Consider the following 16,668-nt stretch of genomic DNA (forward strand, 5'->3'; position numbering starts at 1 on the left):
AGCTGCGGCATCCCCTCGTCCCGCCACGACAGCGCATACAGGCGCGTGTCGCTCGAGAACAGGTTGCGCACGAGGTCGATGGACATGGCTGTGGCGGCTAAATGGGAAGCCGGAAGGATAGCGAAGATGGCGTCATGTGACAATGGAATAAACAACACCATAACCAGGACGAGAAAGTGCTTTCCCCGAAAGCCATCGGCACGCTTGGACAACGCACCATCCTGAACCGCCGATACAGTAACGCTCCCTGGATTGGGGCATCGCGACGGCACGCCGGATATCCGCCGCGCAATAAACATTATCTTTAAAAACAATAACAAACGATGCAAACCCGGCGCAGGAATCACCTGGCACGCCACATGCTAACAAGCCTTAACCGGTCTGACCGGTCTGAACGGAAGAAACCCATGCCCAGCGTCTCCAACATCGCCGCCCAAACCCTGCAACGCCGCATTCTCGACGGCGATTACGCGCCCGGCGCCGCCCTGCCCGGCCAGCGCGAACTGGCCGAAAGCCTGGGCATCAGCCGCGCCTCGTTGCGCGAAGCGATCTCCATGCTGGAAGCCCTCGGCCTGCTGCGCTCCTTCGTTGGCAAGGGGGTTTTCGTCACCGCCGGCGCGCCGGCCGACGTTGCCAACCTGCCGAGCGGGCCCAATGCGATGCCGCCGGACGCCATCTTCCAGATGCGTTTCGTCATCGAGCCGGCCAACGCCGCCCTCGCCGCCCGCCGCCGCGACGCCGAAGGCATCGCCGCGCTGCGCGAGTGCCAGAGCGAGATGCAGCGCGCGCTCGGCGCCAGCGACCTGGTCACCGCCGCCGACTGCGACCTGCGCTTTCACCTGGCGCTTGCCGAGCTTTCCGGCAACCCGGCGCTGGCGGCGATCACCCAGCATTTCCAGGCCCAGCTCGCCTACAGCCTGCGCCTGCCCTTCGCCGACAGCAGCCACATCTGGCAGCCGGCCGACGAGCACGCTGCCATCCTCGCTGCCATCGCCGCCGGCAATGCCGCCAGCGCGCGCAAGGCGATGCAGCAACACCTGCTTTCCGCCGCCGGCCGTGTCGGCATCCGTTTCGTCCAACCCTGATTCCCCTTACCCATCCAGGAGCCTCGCCATGCAAAAACGTCAATTCCTCAAGTCCCTCGTCGCCGTCTCGCTGCTCGCCGGCGGTATCGGTCTGGCCCAGGCCGACGTCCTCGCCGACGCCATGAAGAGCGGCGTGCTGCGCGTCGCCGTACCGCAGGACTTCCCGCCCTTCGGCACCGTCGGCCCCGACCTCAAGCCGCGCGGCTACGACATCGACGTCGCCAACCTGATCGGCCGCGAACTCAAGCTGAAGGTGGAAATCATCCCGGTCACCAGCACCAACCGCATTCCCTACCTGACCACCGGCAAGGCCGACCTGGTCATCTCCAGCCTGGGCAAGAACCCGGACCGCGAGAAGGTGATCGACTTCTCGGTCGCCTACGCGCCGTTCTTCAACGGTGTCTTCGGTCCGGCCGACGCCGCCGTCAAGACTGCCGCCGACACCGCCGGCAAGACGCTGGGCGTCACCCGCGGCTCGGTCGAGGACCTGGAATTCAGCAAGATCGCCCCGGCCAGCGTCAACATCAAGCGTTTCGAGGACAACAACGCGACCATCTCGGCCTACCTCTCCGGCCAGGTGCAACTGATCGCCACCGGTAACGTCGTCGCCGCCGCGGTCAACGAGCGCACCAAGATCCGCCGCCTGGACACCAAGTTCCTGATCAAGAACTCGCCCTGCTACGTCGGCGTGAACAAGGGCGAAGCCGCCATGCTGGCCAAGGTCAACGAGATTATCGGCAAGCTCAAGGCCAACGGCGAACTGGACCAGGTCTCGCAACGCTGGCTGCAAGCCCCGCTGCCGGCCGGTCTCTGATAACCCACTGGGCGCCGCCCGCGGGCGGCGCCGGAGGATAGCCGATGGCTTACGCATTCGATTTCGCTTCCGTGCTCGAATACCGCGAGGTACTCGTCGACGGCACCCTGAAGACGCTGGCGCTGACCGCCATCGGCACCATCTGCGGGCTCGCCGTCGGCATCCTCGGCGCGGTGTCGCGGGCCTGGAAGCTCGCCCCCTTCGACCGGCTGTTCGCGGTCTATGTCGAGGCGATCCGCAACACCCCCTTCCTCGTCCAGCTTTTCTTCATCTTCTTCGGCCTGCCCTCGCTCGGCGTGCAGATCAACGAATGGCAGGCGGCGATCCTCGCCGTCGTGGTCAATCTCGGCGCCTACACCACCGAGATCATCCGCGCCGGCATCGAAGCGACGCCCAAGGGGCAGATTGAAGCGGCGCAGTCGCTGGCCATGAGCCGAGCGCAGATCTTCCGCCACGTCGTCCTGCCGCCGGCCCTGCTCAAGGTCTGGCCGGCCATCTGCAGCCAGGTGGTGATCGTCATGCTCGGCACCTCGGTCTGCTCGCAGATCGCCGCCGAGGAACTGACCTTCGCCGCCAACTTCATCCAGTCGCGCAACTTCCGCGCCTTCGAAACCTACTTCGTCGTCACCGCAATCTACTTCCTGCTCGCCATCGCCGTCCGCCAGGTGCTGATCCAGGCCGGACAACGACTGATCGCCCGGAGAACGAAATGAACGACATTTCCAACTGGGACATCGTCCGCAACCTGCTCGACGGCGCATTGTGGACCCTCGGCCTCTCGCTGACCGCCTTCGTCCTCGGCGGCATCGCGGGCCTGGCCGTGCTTTTTGCCCGCATCGCCAAGGCCCCGCTGCCGCGCCGGCTGGCCAAGGGCTACATCGAGGTCTTCCAGGGCACGCCGCTGCTCATGCAGTTGTTCATCATCTTCTTCGGCGGCAGCCTGATCGGCCTCGAAATTTCGCCGTGGATCGCCGCCGCCCTCGGACTGACGCTGTTCACCAGCGCCTACCTCGGCGAAATCTGGCGCGGCTGCGTCGAAGCAATCCCGAAAGGCCAGTGGGAAGCCTCGGCCAGCCTGGCGCTGACCCACGTCGAACAGATGCGCTACGTGATCCTGCCGCAGGCGCTGCGCATCGCCATCGCGCCGACCGTCGGCTTCTCGGTGCAGGTGGTCAAGGGCACCGCCGTCACCTCGATCATCGGCTTCGTCGAGCTGACCAAGACCGGCTCCATGCTCGCCAACGCCACTTACCAGCCCTTCCTCGTTTTCGGCCTCGTCGCGCTCGGCTACTTCGCCCTGTGCTACCCGCTCTCCGCCTATTCCCGCATCCTCGAAAGGAAAATCCATGGCTCTCGTGCGCATTGACGCCCTGCACAAGCATTTCGGCAGCAACCATGTGCTGCGCGGCATCGACCTCAGCATTGAAGAGGGCCAGGTGATCGCCCTGATCGGCCGCAGCGGTTCGGGCAAGAGCACGCTGCTGCGCACCATCAACGGGCTGGAGAGCTTCGACGACGGCTGCATCGAAGTCGACGGCGAACGCATCCACCCGCACGAAACCGACCTGCGCGCCCTGCGCCAGAAGGTCGGCATGGTCTTCCAGCAGTTCAACCTGTTCCCGCACCTGACCGCCGGCCAGAACGTCATGCTCGCCACCCGCGTGGTCAAGAAGATGCCGGAATCCGAATCCCGCGACCTGGCCAAGGCGATGCTGCTCAAGGTCGGCCTGCAGGACAAGTTCGACGCCTACCCCGACCAGCTCTCCGGCGGCCAGCAGCAGCGCGTGGCGATTGCCCGCGCCCTGGCCATGCAACCGCGCGTCCTGCTCTGTGACGAAATCACCTCGGCGCTCGACCCGGAACTGGTCAACGAGGTGCTCGCCGTGGTCAAGAACCTCGCCGCCGAAGGCATCACGCTGATCATGGTGACGCACGAAATGCGCTTCGCGCGCGAAGTCGGCGACAAACTGGTCTTCATGTACCAGGGCCGCATCCACGAAGCCGGCGACCCGCAGGAACTGTTCGCCAACCCGCAGACGGCTGAACTGGCCAGCTTCATCGGCTCGATCAACTGAGCGCCAATGGTGCGCCCGCCACCCCGGCGCGCGAAAGCGGTGCGGCAGCCGCCGGCAAACCGGCCGCAAAACCGCACCACTGCGTCACTTCGAGCGCGGCGCAATTTTTGCTAGTTTGAAACGACAATAATCTGACCAAGGGGAAAAGCATGGCCGCGAGTTGTTCCTGGGAATCCATCGACGTGCATCTGCTGCAAGTGCTGCATGCCCTGCTCACCGAATGCAGCGTCTCCAACGCCGCCCGCCGCCTCAACCAGTCGCAACCGGCGGTGAGTACCGCCTTGCGCCGGCTGCGCGACATCACCGGCGACCAGTTGCTGGTGCGCAGCCGCAACGGCATGACGCCGACCGAGCGCGGCCAGTCCTTGCTCGAACCGGTCAAGATCGCGCTCGCCCAGATCGAGGCCATCGGCCTGCAACAGGTGCGTTTCGACCCGATGAAGACCAAGCGCGTCTTCAACATCGCCACGCCGGATTACCTGAACGCCATCCTGATCGGCAACATCGTCGCCCACCTGCGCCAGCACGCGCCGCATTCGCAGGTCGTGCTGCACTCCTTCGGGCCGGAACACGATTACGCCAAGGCGCTGGAAACCGGCGAACTCGACATCGTCATCGGCAACTGGCCGCAGCCGCCCGAGCACCTGCGCCTGGCACCGCTGTTCGAAGACGACGTCGTCTGTCTGATGCGCAAACGTCATCCGCTGGCCGGCCACCGGCTCACCGCCGACGACTACCAGAACGCCGAACACCTGGTGCCGACGCCCTACGCCGTCGGCCAGCGCGGCGTCATCGACATGCAACTGGCGCGCGACCGGATCAAGCGCAACGTCGTCGCCAGCGTGCCCTACTTCAACCTGGTGCCCTACGTGCTGCAGCAGGCCGACCTGATCTTCTCGGCGCCGCGCATCTTCGCCGAACACTGCTGCGCGCTGGGCGATCTCTGCTACGCCGAATCGCCGGTCGAATTTCCGAAGATGCAGTTCTACCTGCTCTGGCACGACCGCACGCACCACGCCGAGGAATGCCGCTGGTTCCGCGAACAGATTGGTGAAGTGATCCGTCAGCGGATCAATACGCCGAGCAACGAAGCCGCGCCCCGCCAGCGCCTGCGCGCCTGAGGCTGGCTCAGGCGAGCAGCGCGTCGAGGCGCAGGTCGGCAATGCGCAGAATCTGCGCCTGCGCCTCGGCAAATTCCTCGTCGGCGCTGCGCGGCAGACGCTGCCGCATGGCGGCGATGATGTCCTGGCGGGTCAGCCCACGCACGGCAACGATGAACGGCCAGCCGAATTTCTCGCGATAAGCGTCGTTGAGGCGGCGAATTTCCGCCAGTTCTTCCGGACTGCAGGCGGAAAGCCCGGCGCCGGCCTGCTCGCGCGCCGAATCTTCGGTCAGTTCCCCACGCAGCGCCGCCTTGCTGGCCAGTTCCGGGTGGGCGAGGATCAGCGCCAGCACTTCATCACGCCCCGCACTGGCCAGCGTCGCCTGCATCGCGGCGCGCAAGGCGGCGCGGTCGGCAAACGGGCGCCGTTCCCAGACCCGCGCCATGACCCAGGGCGAATGCTCGAACACCGCGCCGACGGCGGCATCGAAGCCCGTCCGGTCGAGTTGCGAGAGGGTGGCGAGAGCTAAGGGCAAGGTCATCGTGTCATCCGTGAGATCAGTTCGGAAACTAGCTTACGGACTCGCCCGAGAGCCAGCAAGCCGCGCCATTCGCATAATGGTCTTGCCTGTCGGCAGATATTGCCCCGCCCCCGGCGGCGCGACATCCGAAAAACCCGATAGCCTTTATAAACCCGCGCGAGGCCGCGCCTTTCTATAATCGACGCATCGTCAACGCAGCCGGAAACCCGCCATGGGACGCCTCTCCACCCACGTACTCGACACCGCCAGCGGCCGCCCGGCCGCCGGCATGGCCTACACCCTGTTCCGCATCGACGGTGCCACGTCAGTCGTCCTCGCCAGCGGCACGACCAACGCCGACGGCCGCACCGACGCCCCGCTGCTCAGCGGCGCCGACCTGCTGCCGGGCATCTACGAACTGGTCTTCGACGCCGCCGCCTACTTCCGTGCCGCCGGCGCCGAACTGCCCGAGCCGCCCTTCCTCGACCGCATCGCGCTGCGCTTTGGCGTCGCCGACGCAAACGGCCACTACCACGTGCCGCTGCTCGTCTCGCCGTGGGCGTACTCGACCTACCGGGGCAGCTGATGGACTTCAACTACCTGATCGAAGTCGGCTCGCTGCTGCTGCGCTGGCTGCACCTGATCGTCGGCATCGCCTGGATCGGCTCCTCGTTCTACTTCGTCTGGCTCGACAACTCGCTGAAGCCGCCCACCGACCCGGCGCTACAGGCGAAGGGCGTCGGCGGCGAACTGTGGGCGGTGCATGGCGGCGGTTTCTACAACCCGCAGAAATACCTGGTCGCGCCGGCCCATCTGCCGAGCGAACTGCACTGGTTCAAATGGGAGTCGTACTCGACCTTCCTGACCGGCTTCTTCCTGCTCGGCGTGCTCTACTACTCGCAGGCGGCCACCTACATGGTCGATCCGGCCAAGGCCGACCTGTCGCCCAGCGCCGCCATCGGCATCGGCCTGGCCACGCTGGTCGTCGGCTGGCTGGTCTATGACGTGCTCTGCCGCGTCCTGCTGCGCCGCAACCAGCTGGTCTTCGCGGCGCTCTACTTCGCCTTTGTCGTCGCCGTCGCCTGGGGGCTGACCCACCTGCTCTCCGGCCGCGCCGCCTTCCTGCACATCGGCGCCATGATCGCCACGACGATGAGCGCCAACGTCTTCTTCTGGATCATTCCCGGCCAGAAGAAAACCATCGCCATGATGCAGCGCGGCGAAACGCCGGACCCGATCTACGGCCTGCGGGCAAAACAGCGCAGCGTGCACAACAACTACCTGACGCTGCCGGTGCTGTTCTGCATGATCTCCAACCACTACGCCTTCACCTACAACCACGCGCAGGCCTGGCTGGTGCTGGCGTTGATCCTGCTCGCCTCGGTCCTCATCCGCCACTTCTTCAACCTGCGCCACAAGGGCGTCTTTGCCTGGCAGTACCCGGCCGCCGGTGGCGCCCTGCTGCTCGGCGTCTTCGTCTGGCTGGCGCCGGCGCCGCTCGCCGTTTCCGCCAACGGCGCGCCGAGCGTGGCTGAGATTCAACCGGTGCTCACCGCCCGCTGCGTCGCCTGCCACTCGGCCACGCCAACGCTGATGCCGGCGGCGCCGGCCGGCGTCGTCCTCGACACCCCGGCGCAAATCCGCGCCCTCGGCCCGCGCATCCTGGCGCAAACGGTGCAGTTGAAAGCGATGCCGCTCGGCAACGTCACCGCGATGACCGACGCCGAGCGCCAGAAAATCGCCGCCTGGGCCGGCGGCGGTTATCGCTGATCAGGCCTTGTCGAGCTTCTTCTTGATCGGCGCGACGAACTGGTAGTCGATGTCCCAGGGGAAGTAGATCCACTTGTCCTGGGCAAACTGCTTGACGCACAGATCGACCACCTCAAGCCCCTGCGGCTTGGCGTAGATCGTCGCGAAGAAGGCCTTGGGCAGCAGCTTGCGGATGACGCGCGCGGTGTTGCCGGTATCGACCAGATCGTCGATCAGCAGATAGCCCTCGCCATCGCCTTCCACCCCCTTGAGTATCCTCACTTCCTTGCGCATGGTCTGCGCGCTGTCGTCGTCGGCGGCTTCATAACTGGAAGCGCAGATCGTATCGACCAGCCGGATTTCCAGCTCCCGCGCCACCAGCGCCGCCGGAATCAACCCGCCCCGGGCAATCGCAATGATCCCCTTGAACGGCCCCTTCTCGACCAGTTGATGGCAGAGCAAGCGGGTATCCCGATGCAGCTCCGGCCAGGAAATCACGATGTCGTCACGATAAGGGCTGGCGGGGGCGTTTTCCATGGTGCGGTCCTGAGTTGGGGAAAGCGGGGATTATAGGGGAGCGGCGGGATTACCCGGTCACTGCCCGCTTTGACGATACGCAGCCATCCAGCGCCGCATTGCCACGAAAGCACTTGCGGAGGCCTCAGGCACAATGACGAAGTCTTATCCACCGCCTGGCGGCCCAGAAAGGAAAATGAACATGGCCAAGATCGACGTGAAAGGCACGTCAATCACCGTCTATGCCGAAAACGACATGGACTTCATCTCCCTGACCGACATGCTCAAGGCCAAAGATGGCGATTTCTTCATCGCCGACTGGCTGCGCAACCGCAATACCGTGGAGTTCCTGGGCATCTGGGAACAAGTGCACAACCCCGCTTTTAATTATGGCGGATTCGCCGCAATTGAAAGACAGGCCGGGCTCAACAACTACAAGCTCAGCGTCAAGGAATGGGTAGCCCAAACCAATGCCATCGGCCTGGTCGCCAAGGCCGGGCGCTATGGCGGCACCTACGCCCACAAGGACATCGCCTTTGAATTCGGCATGTGGATCAGCGCCGAATTCAAGATTTACCTGATCAAGGAATTCCAGCGCCTCAAGGAGACGGAATTCCAGCAACTCGGCTGGGACATTCGCCGCAATCTGGCCAGGATCAACTACCGTATCCACACCGACGCCATCAAGGCCGAACTGATTCCGCCACAACTGACGCCACAGCAGACCAGCCTCATCTACGCCAGCGAGGCGGACTTGCTGAACATGGCACTGTTCGGCAAAACCGCCAAACAATGGCGTGACGAAAATCCGGATAACAAGGGCAATATTCGCGACGAAGCCAATGCCGCGCAACTGGTCTGCCTGGCCAACCTGGAAACGCTCAACGCCCACTTCATCCACCAGAAGCTGGCGCAGGCCGAACGGCTGGCACTGCTCAACCAAACCGCCATCCAGCAAATGAAACTACTGCTGGCGGATGCGGGCACCCGGCGACTGGAAGGGAAGCGGCCATGAATGTAGCGGCGGAAGCCTTGAGCCCCTTGGCCAGCCTCGGCTTGCACATGCGCAATCTGAATGTACTGACCTCCATCGCCACCTTCTCGGAGAGCACGGCTTCTGAGAACCATGGACCGCAAATAAAACCGTGGTCTGTCCCCTATTATTATTATCATCGGCCAAGGCCACTCCCTTCGGGCGCTGGGCGCTGGGCGATAATGCGCCGCGCAGCGGCCCTTATCTACAACCTTATACATAAGAGCACCTCTATGACAGCCAAGCAGTTCGCAGCACAGATGAAAATTGCCATTGAGGAAATTAAGGCGAAAGGCAATCCTGCAATCCCTTGCGACAACCTCATCTCATACCTTGAGAAAGTACAAAGTTCAGCAGAACCTGATCCGTCACCGGTTGAAATCGAACGGTTCAAAGCAGATCTGCAAAATCGGATCGAGACCAATAAAATGAAACATGAGAGCGATCTCGAAATGTTCCGGTCGGTCATTGCCTCAGGACAAGCTGCGATAAAATCGTCTTTTTTACTTAACGGTGGTGCCGCAGTAGCAATGCTCGCTTTTATTGGACACCTTGCTCAATTCAAGGCAGAAAAGGTAGCTGCATTCGCAGCTTGTCTTGTGCCATTCGCCTATGGGGTATTGGCAATCGCGGTGACATCAGGAGTTACCTACTTAACTCAATGGTTCTACGCTAGCGATCAGTCATGGGCACAAAAAGTTGGGTTTTGGCTCAACCTGCTGTGCATCATTCTGGGCTTGGCATCCTATGCTTTGTTTGCTTGGGGATTGCTCGACACCTACCGCTCGTTCGTCAACTATGCTTAATATCCCGGTCAACACCGCACCCTGCGGGCGCTTGGACATGCTGCAAGCGGCAGGCCATTTGCTTTGAATGTTATCTATTTAACGAAAGATGAGCGAGTTTATGAATGAAATATTAATCAGCTTGCAAATTTTAATTCTTTTGGGTATAGGCTGTATTTTTCTGTTAAGAAATTATTTGTTCTCGTACTCCTCGGGAAAAGGCAAGAACTTGGCTACAAAAGAAGATATAGAAGAAATTACAAGAAAAGTTGAAGACGTGAAGTCGGTGTATGTTGCCGAAATAGAAAGACTAAAAATGGACTTGTCGCTCTTGGCAAGGAAACACAACATCCTTTTAGATGAAAAAATAAGAGTATTTAAAAAACTCCAAAAGAGATTGGTTGACTTTAAGAAATATTGTGAGGCCGCACTTGGTTCTTATGGGGAACGTAGCGAATTCCACCCAAACCTTGAGGTACTTTCAAAAAGGATCGAAAAAACCACACTACGCCACCTTACAGCATTGCACAACATTGAACAGGAAGATTTTATATTCTTATCAAAGAAATCAAGATCAATCCTCTCCAAACTGCACGACAGCTGTTCAATTATGTGTAGCATGGAAATAGCTGTCCACGGAGAAGAAACAGGAACTGTAATGGCGTTAAGTACAATACCTGTATACGAGTCAGCTATTATTAATATTGACAACTGCTTGGAAAGCTTATACGAAGAGCTTGAATTTCCTGAAAATAAAAAATAGACAATACAGAGTTCAAATGGACGCCAATTCCGATACGCTCCATGGGCGCCCTTTAACTCGGCGTTGAACGTCCGCTTTCGCAAACAACCAACTCCCGCTTTGGATCGATAGCGACAATAGGGGGACAGACCAGTGATTCTGGGAACGTCTATTTTGTGCGCCCTCACGACCGCCGATTGTTATTCTCTCTCCCGACATTGCCGACCATCTCCCCATCGATCCCTCTTATTCTTGCACGCAGTGTGCAAATATAGGACATCAACGCCCCATGTTTGCGGGGACTGAAAGAGGTCAAGATGTCGAGGATGACTACAAAGGAAAGGATACTGTCGAGCATTCGTCGCTCGAAAGACTCTGCTTTCTTGCGGAAGGATTTCGACCGCTTCGGCGAATACAGGCAGGTCAGTCGCGCGATCAGCGAACTCGTGGCGGAGGGCGTTCTGCTGCGCGTCGGCTATGGGACGTATGTGAAGACCAGACCCTCCTCCCTGTCAGGGAAACCCGTTCCAGCCGACACCTTGCTGAACGTCACTTTCGAGGTCATGAGGAAGCTGGGCGTCAAGGCTGACGTCGGGCGCGATGCGAAAGCCCTGCGCGAGGGACGCAGCACCCAGGTCCCGATGCTTCCTGTCGTGAACGTGGGGAAGGCCCGGGTGTCGAGAAAGATTTCCTACGGCGAAAAGACGGTGGTCTATGAAAAGAGTCGGTGAGGAAACCCGACTCCGCATCATGGACCTGATCTCGGAACGGGGGCTTAGGATCGCAGAGTTCGCCTTGGAGAAGGATTTCATCGTGTTCGACGTCCTTGGCGCCGTCCCTGCCTTGAGCCAGCCACTACGGCCTTGACGAAGCCGACGCGTAGCGCCTTCGATTCAGAGCAAACCAAAAACCCACCCATTTACACCCATTCAGATGCTGCGCGACCTCCAGAAAACGGGGAACGCTTATCCATATTTGCCCGCCTCGCTCGCAACAACCCGAACATCAGGCAAATGCGCGAAACATGGCCGCCCATAACCTCAGGCAGCCTCTGTCAGCGATAGATGAGGCGGGCTAACGCCCGCGCCGCACTTCCTTGACCAGCTCCGAACTGGCAATTTCCTCCAGCGGGCGGAAGGCTGAGGTCAGCTGGTCGATCAGCAGACCGGGCGCGCCGAAGGTCTCGAAGACGGTTTTCCATTGCCGGATTTCGCCCCAGACGCGGCGGATGATGGCGATGGCTGCGGCGCGGTCGGCCAGGAAGGCGGTGGCGTGGCTGAGCGCGTTGTCGAGGGTGGCGGTCTTGCCTGCGGCGCCGATGTGCAGATGGAGGCGTCGTTCGAACGCCAGCCCGGGGCGGGGAACGACGTCGTAAAGCGGGCTCAGTTGCCAGCCGCCGAGGCGCGGGTCGCGGATGAAGCCGTGGTTGCGCAAGTGGTCGTCGTCGTTGCTGACGAAGATGTTGAAGACCATGCGGGCGAAGAGTTCTTCATTGTCGCGGGCGATGCGCTCGGGGTGCACGTAGCGACGGATGGCGCGCGCCAGGTCGCCATAGCTTTTGTCGGGGGATTCGTACTCCGAGCAGCCAACCAGGGTCAGCCCGCTGACGAACGGCAGGCGTGACTCGATCAACTGCCGGCCGGGACGAGTCTCGTGCAGCGGGCCGGCCGCCGGGTACTGGCCGGCAGGCGCCCAGAAACGGTCGAAGCGGCGAATCAGCATGACCGAGCGCTGGCCGATGTCGCAGTGGCGGACCTCGGGCACGGTCAGGCCGCAATTGCGCGCCAGTTCCAGGGTACAGGCTTCGGCGCGGGCCACGTCGAAGGTGTCGTTGCGGGCGGGGAACTTGGCGAGCCACAGGCCGCCTTCATCGTCGCGGACGGTGGCTTTCGGCCGGGCACCGCCGGCAGATGAACCGGCGCCGAGGATGTCCATCAGTTGAGCCGGAACGGGCAGACCGGCCTCGACGGCTTCGGCGGCCTGCAGCAGATATTCCAGCGAGCGCAAGTCACTGGCGGACGGACGCGGCGGCGCATCCAGCGCTGCACGAACATCCAGCGCACCGACACGGTCGCCCCCGGCTTCCAGCAGATAGTCGGCCTCGGTCAGGGTATTGGCCGGCACCCGGCGCCGGGCCTCGATGACGCGCCGACCCCAGGCATCCGGCGCGGCGTCGCGCAGGCCGCCAAATTCCGGCAGGGCGTTGACGGGATAGAGGAGCTGACCGCGCACGGCAGCGCGGTCAGCCAGGCTCAGGCTGACGGGGTCCAGCTCGAAGCTGTCCGGCCGCTCGATGTAGCGGGTGCCATAGGCGAAGGCCGAAGCGAGCTCACGCGCCGCCGGGTTGGGGCTGGGCGTCTCGGTGAGAGTCAACCGGCCGGCTGGCACGAAGCGGTTTTCAGTGCCGGCCAGGTAGGCGAAAACGATGAGGTCGCGGACGCTCGCCATCAGAAGTCGAGATCCTTGAGTTCGGCCGCGCTCAGCGGTCGGGCGCGGCGGCTGGTTTCGCGCGCGGCGAGGGCGCGCAGCGCGGGGTCTTCTTCCTGCAGCAGGGCAAGGAGGCTGAGCCCCGGAGCAACGGCCTCAAGGTAGCGCAAGACCTGGGCCAGGGTGCGCCCCGGGTCGCCTTTCTCGATCAGGGCGGCGGTCGACCGCGAGAGGCCGGCGCGCGCCGCCGCATCCGCCTGGCGAATCCGGCGCGCCAGACGCAGCCGGGCGAGCTTCTCGCCGATGGACCGGGCTTCAGCGGTTTGCTCTGGGGTCATCAAGGGGATTTCGTCGCGCTTCATGTCTGCAATCCTGGTCATTAATCTGATAATGCCTGTTATTACGGACAAAATACTGCGCAGCACGTATTGCGTCAAGCGAGATGTCCGTAATCATGGACGCTAAGCAATTAAAGACCAGGATTGCGGACATCGCCCGCTTGTTTGCTGCAACCCCACTACCCATTGAGGCGCGCGGCCAGCCGCCAAACGCAAAAAGGCCGACCCGCAGGTCGGCCCCATTGCTTGAGCACAAAGCTTCTCAGGCGCTCGCCCCGGCCAGCACCGGGCGGCGGCTCATCAGGGCGCTGTAGAACACCCCGCCGAGCAGGCAGCCGATGAACCAGTTGAAGTCGGCCACGATCTTGGCGCCGGACAGCGTGATGGCGATGCCGATCAAAACTGCCGGAATCAGCGCGTAGACCGCCCGTTTGTTCACTCCCTTGTCGTACCAGTAGACGCCGTTCGGGCTTTCCGTGTACAGGTCGTCGACGACGATTTCCTGCTTGCGCACCAGATAGAAATCGACCAGCAGGATGCCGAACAGCGGGCCGATGAAGGCGGCCAGCATGTCGAGCGTGTAGTGAATCACTTCCGGCGAGTTGAACAGGTTCCACGGGGTGATGAAGATCGACGCGACGGCGGCGATGAAACCGCCGGTGCGGAAGCTGATGTGCTTGGGCGCGACGTTGGAGAAGTCGAAGGCCGGCGAGACGAAGTTGGCGACGATGTTGATGCCGATGGTCGCGGTGACGAAGGTGAAGGCACCGAGCACGGCGGCGGTGGTGTTGTCGATGCGGCTGACGGTTTCGATCGGGTCGGTGATCATGTGGCCGAAAACCGGGATGGTGCCGGAGGTGATGATCACGGTGACGACCGAGAAGGCGAGGAAGTTGACCGGCAGGCCCCAGAAGTTGCCACGCTTCACTTCTTCCATGGTGCGGCCGTAGCGCGAGAAGTCGCCGAAGTTGAGCATCGGGCCGGAGAAGTAAGAGACGACCAGCGCGATGGCGGTGATCATCATGCCCAGCGATTCGAGGCCGCTGTACTTCACTTCGCCGAGGTTGAGCGAGATGTTTTCCGGGCCGGCTTTCCAGACGATCCAGGCGGCCAGCGCGAACATCACGACGTAGACCGCCGGACCAGCCCAGTCGATGAAGCGCTTGATCGCTTCCATGCCGTGCCAGAACACGGCGGCCTGCAGCACCCACATGGTCATGAAGCCGACCCAGCCGAGGTAGGAAAGGCCGAGGAACTGGCTGTGCGCCAGGCTTTCCAGGCCGGGGAAGAAGCGCAGCAGGACGATACTCAGCGCCGACGAGGCAAGGAAGGTCTGGATGCCGTACCAGGCGACCGCGATCAGGCCGCGGATGATCGCCGGGATGTTGGCGCCCCAGATGCCGAAGGACATGCGGCAGGCGACCGGGTAGGGAATGCCGGCCATCTGGCTGGGCCGGGCGACCAGATTGCACAGGATGTTGACCAGAACGATGCCGACCAGCAGCGAAACCAGCACCTGCCAGCTGCCCAGCCCGAGGGCGAACAAGCTGCCGGCGAAGACATAGCCGCCAACGCTATGCACGTCCGACATCCAGAAGGCGAAGATGTTGTACCAGTTCCAGTTCTTGTCCTTCAACGCGGCGAGGTCCTCGTTGTAGAGGCGATCGCTGTATTCGGCCGGCTTTATATTGTTCATGGGATTTCCTTTCTAGGAAAAGGCAGGGGTTTCAGGTACTGTTGTATACAATTTCAAATCCGGTTAGCGACAAACAAAACCGGTTTTGTCCAGAAACCCAGAGCAATCCCCGTGCCAAATTCTACCGGCAGCGATCGACAGATCGACCGACGAAGGCGGCAAGCGTGCAAAAACAGCAACTTGTATCCGATAGAAAACAATTTTGTTGCAAACGTCTAGATTAGTTGTATACAATTTTGTCGACAAATTAGTTACGCATTTGGTGCAATCCGTCACGGAGCTGCACCAAAAGGAAGCCACCGAGCCCGTCAGGAAACGCCGTACATGACCAAGACTGAACCCATCAAGGACGCAGCCCAGGAGCGCGACGAGATCATCTACCAGCATCTGCACGCCGCCATCTGCGATTCGCGCCTGCTGCCCGGCACCCGCCTGCCGGAAGACACGCTGGCCGAAACCTTCGGCGCCAGCCGGACGATCATCCGCAAGGTGCTGCAGCGCCTGGCCTACGAAGGCCTGATCGAGATCCGCCCGAATCGCGGCGCGCAGATTGCCGAGCCCTCGGTGCCGGAAGCGCGCGACATCTTCGCCACCCGGCGCATCCTCGAATGCGGCGCGCTGGCCGAGATGGCCGGCAAGGTCACCACCGCCGACCTTGAAGCGCTGAAGGCGATCAACGCGGCCGAGGACGAAGCCCAGTTGAAGGGCGACCGCGCCGCCGCCATCCGCCTTTCCGGCGAATTCCACATCCACCTCGTCGGCCTCGCCGGCAATGCCGTGCTGAGCGAACTGGTCGCCCGCCTGATCGCCCGCAGCTCGCTGATCATCGCCACCTACGGTTCGCCGATCTCGGTCACCTGCCGCCACTCCGAACACGAACAGATCATCGACCTGATCGCGCGCGGCGCTTTCGCCGAGGCGGCCGACTGGATGGGCGAGCACCTGACCACCATCGAGCGCAGCCTGCGCTGGGAACAGGAAACGCCCGACCTGCAGGCCGTCCTGCGCGAATTCATCGGCGGCTCGACCGCCAAGCCTTGAGGCCGACGATGCGCATCCACGTCATCAATCCCAACACCTCCGCCGCGATGACTGCCAGCATCGGCGCCGCCGCGCAGCGCGTCGCCGCGCCGGGCACGCAGATCGTTGCGGTCAACCCGGCCGACGGCCCGGTTTCCATCGAAAGCCATTTCGACGACGCGGTCGCCGCAGTCGGCGTCTGTGAAGAAATCCTGCGCGGCGAAGCGGCCGGTGCCGACGCCTACGTCATCGCCTGCTTCGGCGACCCCGGCCTGGCCGCCGCCCGCGAGCTGACCCGGGCGCCGGTCATCGGCATCGCCCAGGCCGCCTTCCAGGTCGCCGCCATGCTCGCCACCCGCTTCTCGGTGGTGACGACCTTGCAGCGCACCGTGGTCATCGCCGAACACCTGCTCGCCGCCTACGGCTACGCTCACCAATGCCAGCGCGTGCGCGCCGCCGAAATCCCGGTGCTCGACCTCGAAGACGGCGCCGCCTGCAGCGGTGTCCTGCTCGACGAAGCGCGCCGCGCCCGTGACGAAGACGGCGCCGGCGCCATCGTCCTCGGTTGCGGCGGCATGGCCGACTACGCCGGAGCGATGGGCGAGGCGCTCGGCATCCCGGTGATCGACGGCGTCACCGCCGCCGTCAAGTTCGCCGAAGCGCTGGTCGGCCTCGGTCTGCACACCAGCAAGCACGGCGATTACGCCTTGCCGCCCGCGAAGCCCTTCGCCGGCCGTTTCCAGCATCTGACCCGGAGTGCCTGAC

The 16,668-nt window shown here is 62.4% G+C and carries 21 protein-coding genes; 14 read left to right on the plus strand and 7 right to left on the minus strand.

Features of this window, described 5'->3' with window-relative positions; genetic code table 11:
* Positions 1 to 212, minus strand: a 212-nt coding sequence (locus ACLIIZ_RS17450) for a hypothetical protein (protein WP_416694151.1), incomplete at its 3' end; no start/stop codon positions are given.
* A gap of 195 nt (positions 213 to 407) precedes the next feature.
* On the opposite strand from ACLIIZ_RS17450, the gene ACLIIZ_RS17455 reads away from it, so the two are divergent.
* Genes ACLIIZ_RS17455 through ACLIIZ_RS17475 form a run of 5 tightly spaced genes read left to right on the plus strand, consistent with a single transcriptional unit; the run spans position 408 to position 3,974 of the window.
* Positions 408 to 1,085, plus strand: a complete 678-nt coding sequence (locus ACLIIZ_RS17455) for a FadR/GntR family transcriptional regulator (RefSeq protein WP_416694153.1) — start codon at positions 408 to 410, stop codon at positions 1,083 to 1,085.
* Positions 1,086 to 1,113: 28 nt separating this feature from the next.
* Positions 1,114 to 1,899, plus strand: coding sequence for a transporter substrate-binding domain-containing protein (locus tag ACLIIZ_RS17460; protein WP_416694155.1), 786 nt, complete (start codon positions 1,114 to 1,116; stop codon positions 1,897 to 1,899).
* 44 nt (positions 1,900 to 1,943) lie between these two features.
* Positions 1,944 to 2,612: an amino acid ABC transporter permease gene (locus ACLIIZ_RS17465; protein WP_416694157.1), complete on the plus strand. Its 669-nt coding sequence runs from the start codon at positions 1,944 to 1,946 to the stop codon at positions 2,610 to 2,612.
* Entirely contained in the window at positions 2,609 to 3,265 is a 657-nt protein-coding gene (locus ACLIIZ_RS17470) for an amino acid ABC transporter permease (RefSeq protein ID WP_416694159.1), read from the plus strand. Before ACLIIZ_RS17465 ends, ACLIIZ_RS17470 begins: the two co-directional genes overlap by 4 nt.
* Positions 3,246 to 3,974: an amino acid ABC transporter ATP-binding protein gene (locus ACLIIZ_RS17475; RefSeq protein WP_416694161.1), complete on the plus strand. Its 729-nt coding sequence runs from the start codon at positions 3,246 to 3,248 to the stop codon at positions 3,972 to 3,974. The genes ACLIIZ_RS17470 and ACLIIZ_RS17475 overlap by 20 nt, the downstream gene beginning before the upstream one ends.
* On the opposite strand, the gene ACLIIZ_RS17480 is transcribed toward ACLIIZ_RS17475, so the two are convergent.
* Positions 3,967 to 4,152 (minus strand): hypothetical protein, encoded by a 186-nt coding sequence (locus ACLIIZ_RS17480; protein WP_416694163.1) that lies wholly within the window; start codon positions 4,150 to 4,152, stop codon positions 3,967 to 3,969. The two genes, ACLIIZ_RS17475 and ACLIIZ_RS17480, sit on opposite strands and share 8 nt — an antisense overlap.
* Positions 4,153 to 4,156: 4 nt before the next feature.
* Between ACLIIZ_RS17480 and ACLIIZ_RS17485 the strand changes: the two genes are divergently transcribed.
* Positions 4,157 to 5,095 carry a LysR substrate-binding domain-containing protein gene (locus tag ACLIIZ_RS17485; RefSeq protein ID WP_416694165.1) on the plus strand — a complete coding sequence of 313 codons (939 nt, stop codon included), beginning with the start codon at positions 4,157 to 4,159 and terminating at the stop codon, positions 5,093 to 5,095.
* Positions 5,096 to 5,102: 7 nt separating this feature from the next.
* Here ACLIIZ_RS17485 and uraD read toward each other — a convergent pair whose 3' ends face one another.
* Complete coding sequence (uraD, locus tag ACLIIZ_RS17490) at positions 5,103 to 5,618, minus strand: 2-oxo-4-hydroxy-4-carboxy-5-ureidoimidazoline decarboxylase (protein ID WP_416694167.1); 516 nt, start codon at positions 5,616 to 5,618, stop codon at positions 5,103 to 5,105.
* A 211-nt stretch (positions 5,619 to 5,829) separates the two neighbouring features.
* On the opposite strand from uraD, the gene uraH reads away from it, so the two are divergent.
* Both uraH and ACLIIZ_RS17500 read left to right on the plus strand, forming a co-directional pair.
* The gene (uraH, locus tag ACLIIZ_RS17495) at positions 5,830 to 6,183 is read left to right on the plus strand and encodes a hydroxyisourate hydrolase (protein ID WP_416694169.1); all 354 of its coding nucleotides are present in this window, start codon (positions 5,830 to 5,832) and stop codon (positions 6,181 to 6,183) included.
* Complete coding sequence (locus ACLIIZ_RS17500) at positions 6,183 to 7,367, plus strand: urate hydroxylase PuuD (protein WP_416694171.1); 1,185 nt, start codon at positions 6,183 to 6,185, stop codon at positions 7,365 to 7,367. The genes uraH and ACLIIZ_RS17500 overlap by 1 nt, the downstream gene beginning before the upstream one ends.
* Here the strand turns inward: ACLIIZ_RS17500 and gpt are convergent, their stop codons facing one another.
* Positions 7,368 to 7,883 (minus strand): xanthine phosphoribosyltransferase, encoded by a 516-nt coding sequence (gene gpt, locus ACLIIZ_RS17505; protein ID WP_374327950.1) that lies wholly within the window; start codon positions 7,881 to 7,883, stop codon positions 7,368 to 7,370. It abuts the gene before it with no gap.
* A 181-nt stretch (positions 7,884 to 8,064) separates the two neighbouring features.
* On the opposite strand from gpt, the gene ACLIIZ_RS17510 reads away from it, so the two are divergent.
* The 4 genes from ACLIIZ_RS17510 (at position 8,065) to ACLIIZ_RS17525 (ending at position 11,153) form a co-directional block, all read left to right on the plus strand.
* On the plus strand, positions 8,065 to 8,877 hold the full coding sequence (locus ACLIIZ_RS17510) for a KilA-N domain-containing protein (RefSeq protein WP_416694173.1): 813 nt from the start codon (positions 8,065 to 8,067) through the stop codon (positions 8,875 to 8,877).
* Positions 8,874 to 9,701 carry a hypothetical protein gene (locus ACLIIZ_RS17515; protein ID WP_416694175.1) on the plus strand — a complete coding sequence of 276 codons (828 nt, stop codon included), beginning with the start codon at positions 8,874 to 8,876 and terminating at the stop codon, positions 9,699 to 9,701. The genes ACLIIZ_RS17510 and ACLIIZ_RS17515 overlap by 4 nt, the downstream gene beginning before the upstream one ends.
* A gap of 100 nt (positions 9,702 to 9,801) precedes the next feature.
* Positions 9,802 to 10,443 (plus strand): hypothetical protein, encoded by a 642-nt coding sequence (locus ACLIIZ_RS17520; RefSeq protein WP_416694177.1) that lies wholly within the window; start codon positions 9,802 to 9,804, stop codon positions 10,441 to 10,443.
* A 305-nt stretch (positions 10,444 to 10,748) separates the two neighbouring features.
* Positions 10,749 to 11,153, plus strand: coding sequence for a DUF6088 family protein (locus tag ACLIIZ_RS17525; protein ID WP_416694179.1), 405 nt, complete (start codon positions 10,749 to 10,751; stop codon positions 11,151 to 11,153).
* A 343-nt stretch (positions 11,154 to 11,496) separates the two neighbouring features.
* On the opposite strand, the gene ACLIIZ_RS17530 is transcribed toward ACLIIZ_RS17525, so the two are convergent.
* The 3 genes from ACLIIZ_RS17530 to ACLIIZ_RS17540 form a co-directional block, all read right to left on the minus strand.
* On the minus strand, positions 11,497 to 12,870 hold the full coding sequence (locus ACLIIZ_RS17530; RefSeq protein WP_416694181.1) for a type II toxin-antitoxin system HipA family toxin: 1,374 nt from the start codon (positions 12,868 to 12,870) through the stop codon (positions 11,497 to 11,499).
* A complete protein-coding gene (locus ACLIIZ_RS17535; RefSeq protein ID WP_416694183.1) occupies positions 12,870 to 13,211 on the minus strand; it encodes a helix-turn-helix domain-containing protein in 342 nt (113 codons plus the stop codon). Before ACLIIZ_RS17535 ends, ACLIIZ_RS17530 begins: the two co-directional genes overlap by 1 nt.
* A gap of 238 nt (positions 13,212 to 13,449) precedes the next feature.
* Entirely contained in the window at positions 13,450 to 14,883 is a 1,434-nt protein-coding gene (locus ACLIIZ_RS17540) for an NCS1 family nucleobase:cation symporter-1 (protein ID WP_416694185.1), read from the minus strand.
* Between the two features lie 324 nt (positions 14,884 to 15,207).
* On the opposite strand from ACLIIZ_RS17540, the gene ACLIIZ_RS17545 reads away from it, so the two are divergent.
* Positions 15,208 to 15,924, plus strand: a complete 717-nt coding sequence (locus ACLIIZ_RS17545) for a GntR family transcriptional regulator (RefSeq protein WP_416694187.1) — start codon at positions 15,208 to 15,210, stop codon at positions 15,922 to 15,924.
* Positions 15,925 to 15,932: 8 nt separating this feature from the next.
* Positions 15,933 to 16,667 carry an aspartate/glutamate racemase family protein gene (locus tag ACLIIZ_RS17550; protein ID WP_416694189.1) on the plus strand — a complete coding sequence of 245 codons (735 nt, stop codon included), beginning with the start codon at positions 15,933 to 15,935 and terminating at the stop codon, positions 16,665 to 16,667.
* Position 16,668 lies beyond the last annotated feature (1 nt).

Source organism: Azonexus caeni (genome assembly GCF_048146105.1).
Classification (GTDB): domain Bacteria; phylum Pseudomonadota; class Gammaproteobacteria; order Burkholderiales; family Rhodocyclaceae; genus Azonexus; species Azonexus aromaticus_B.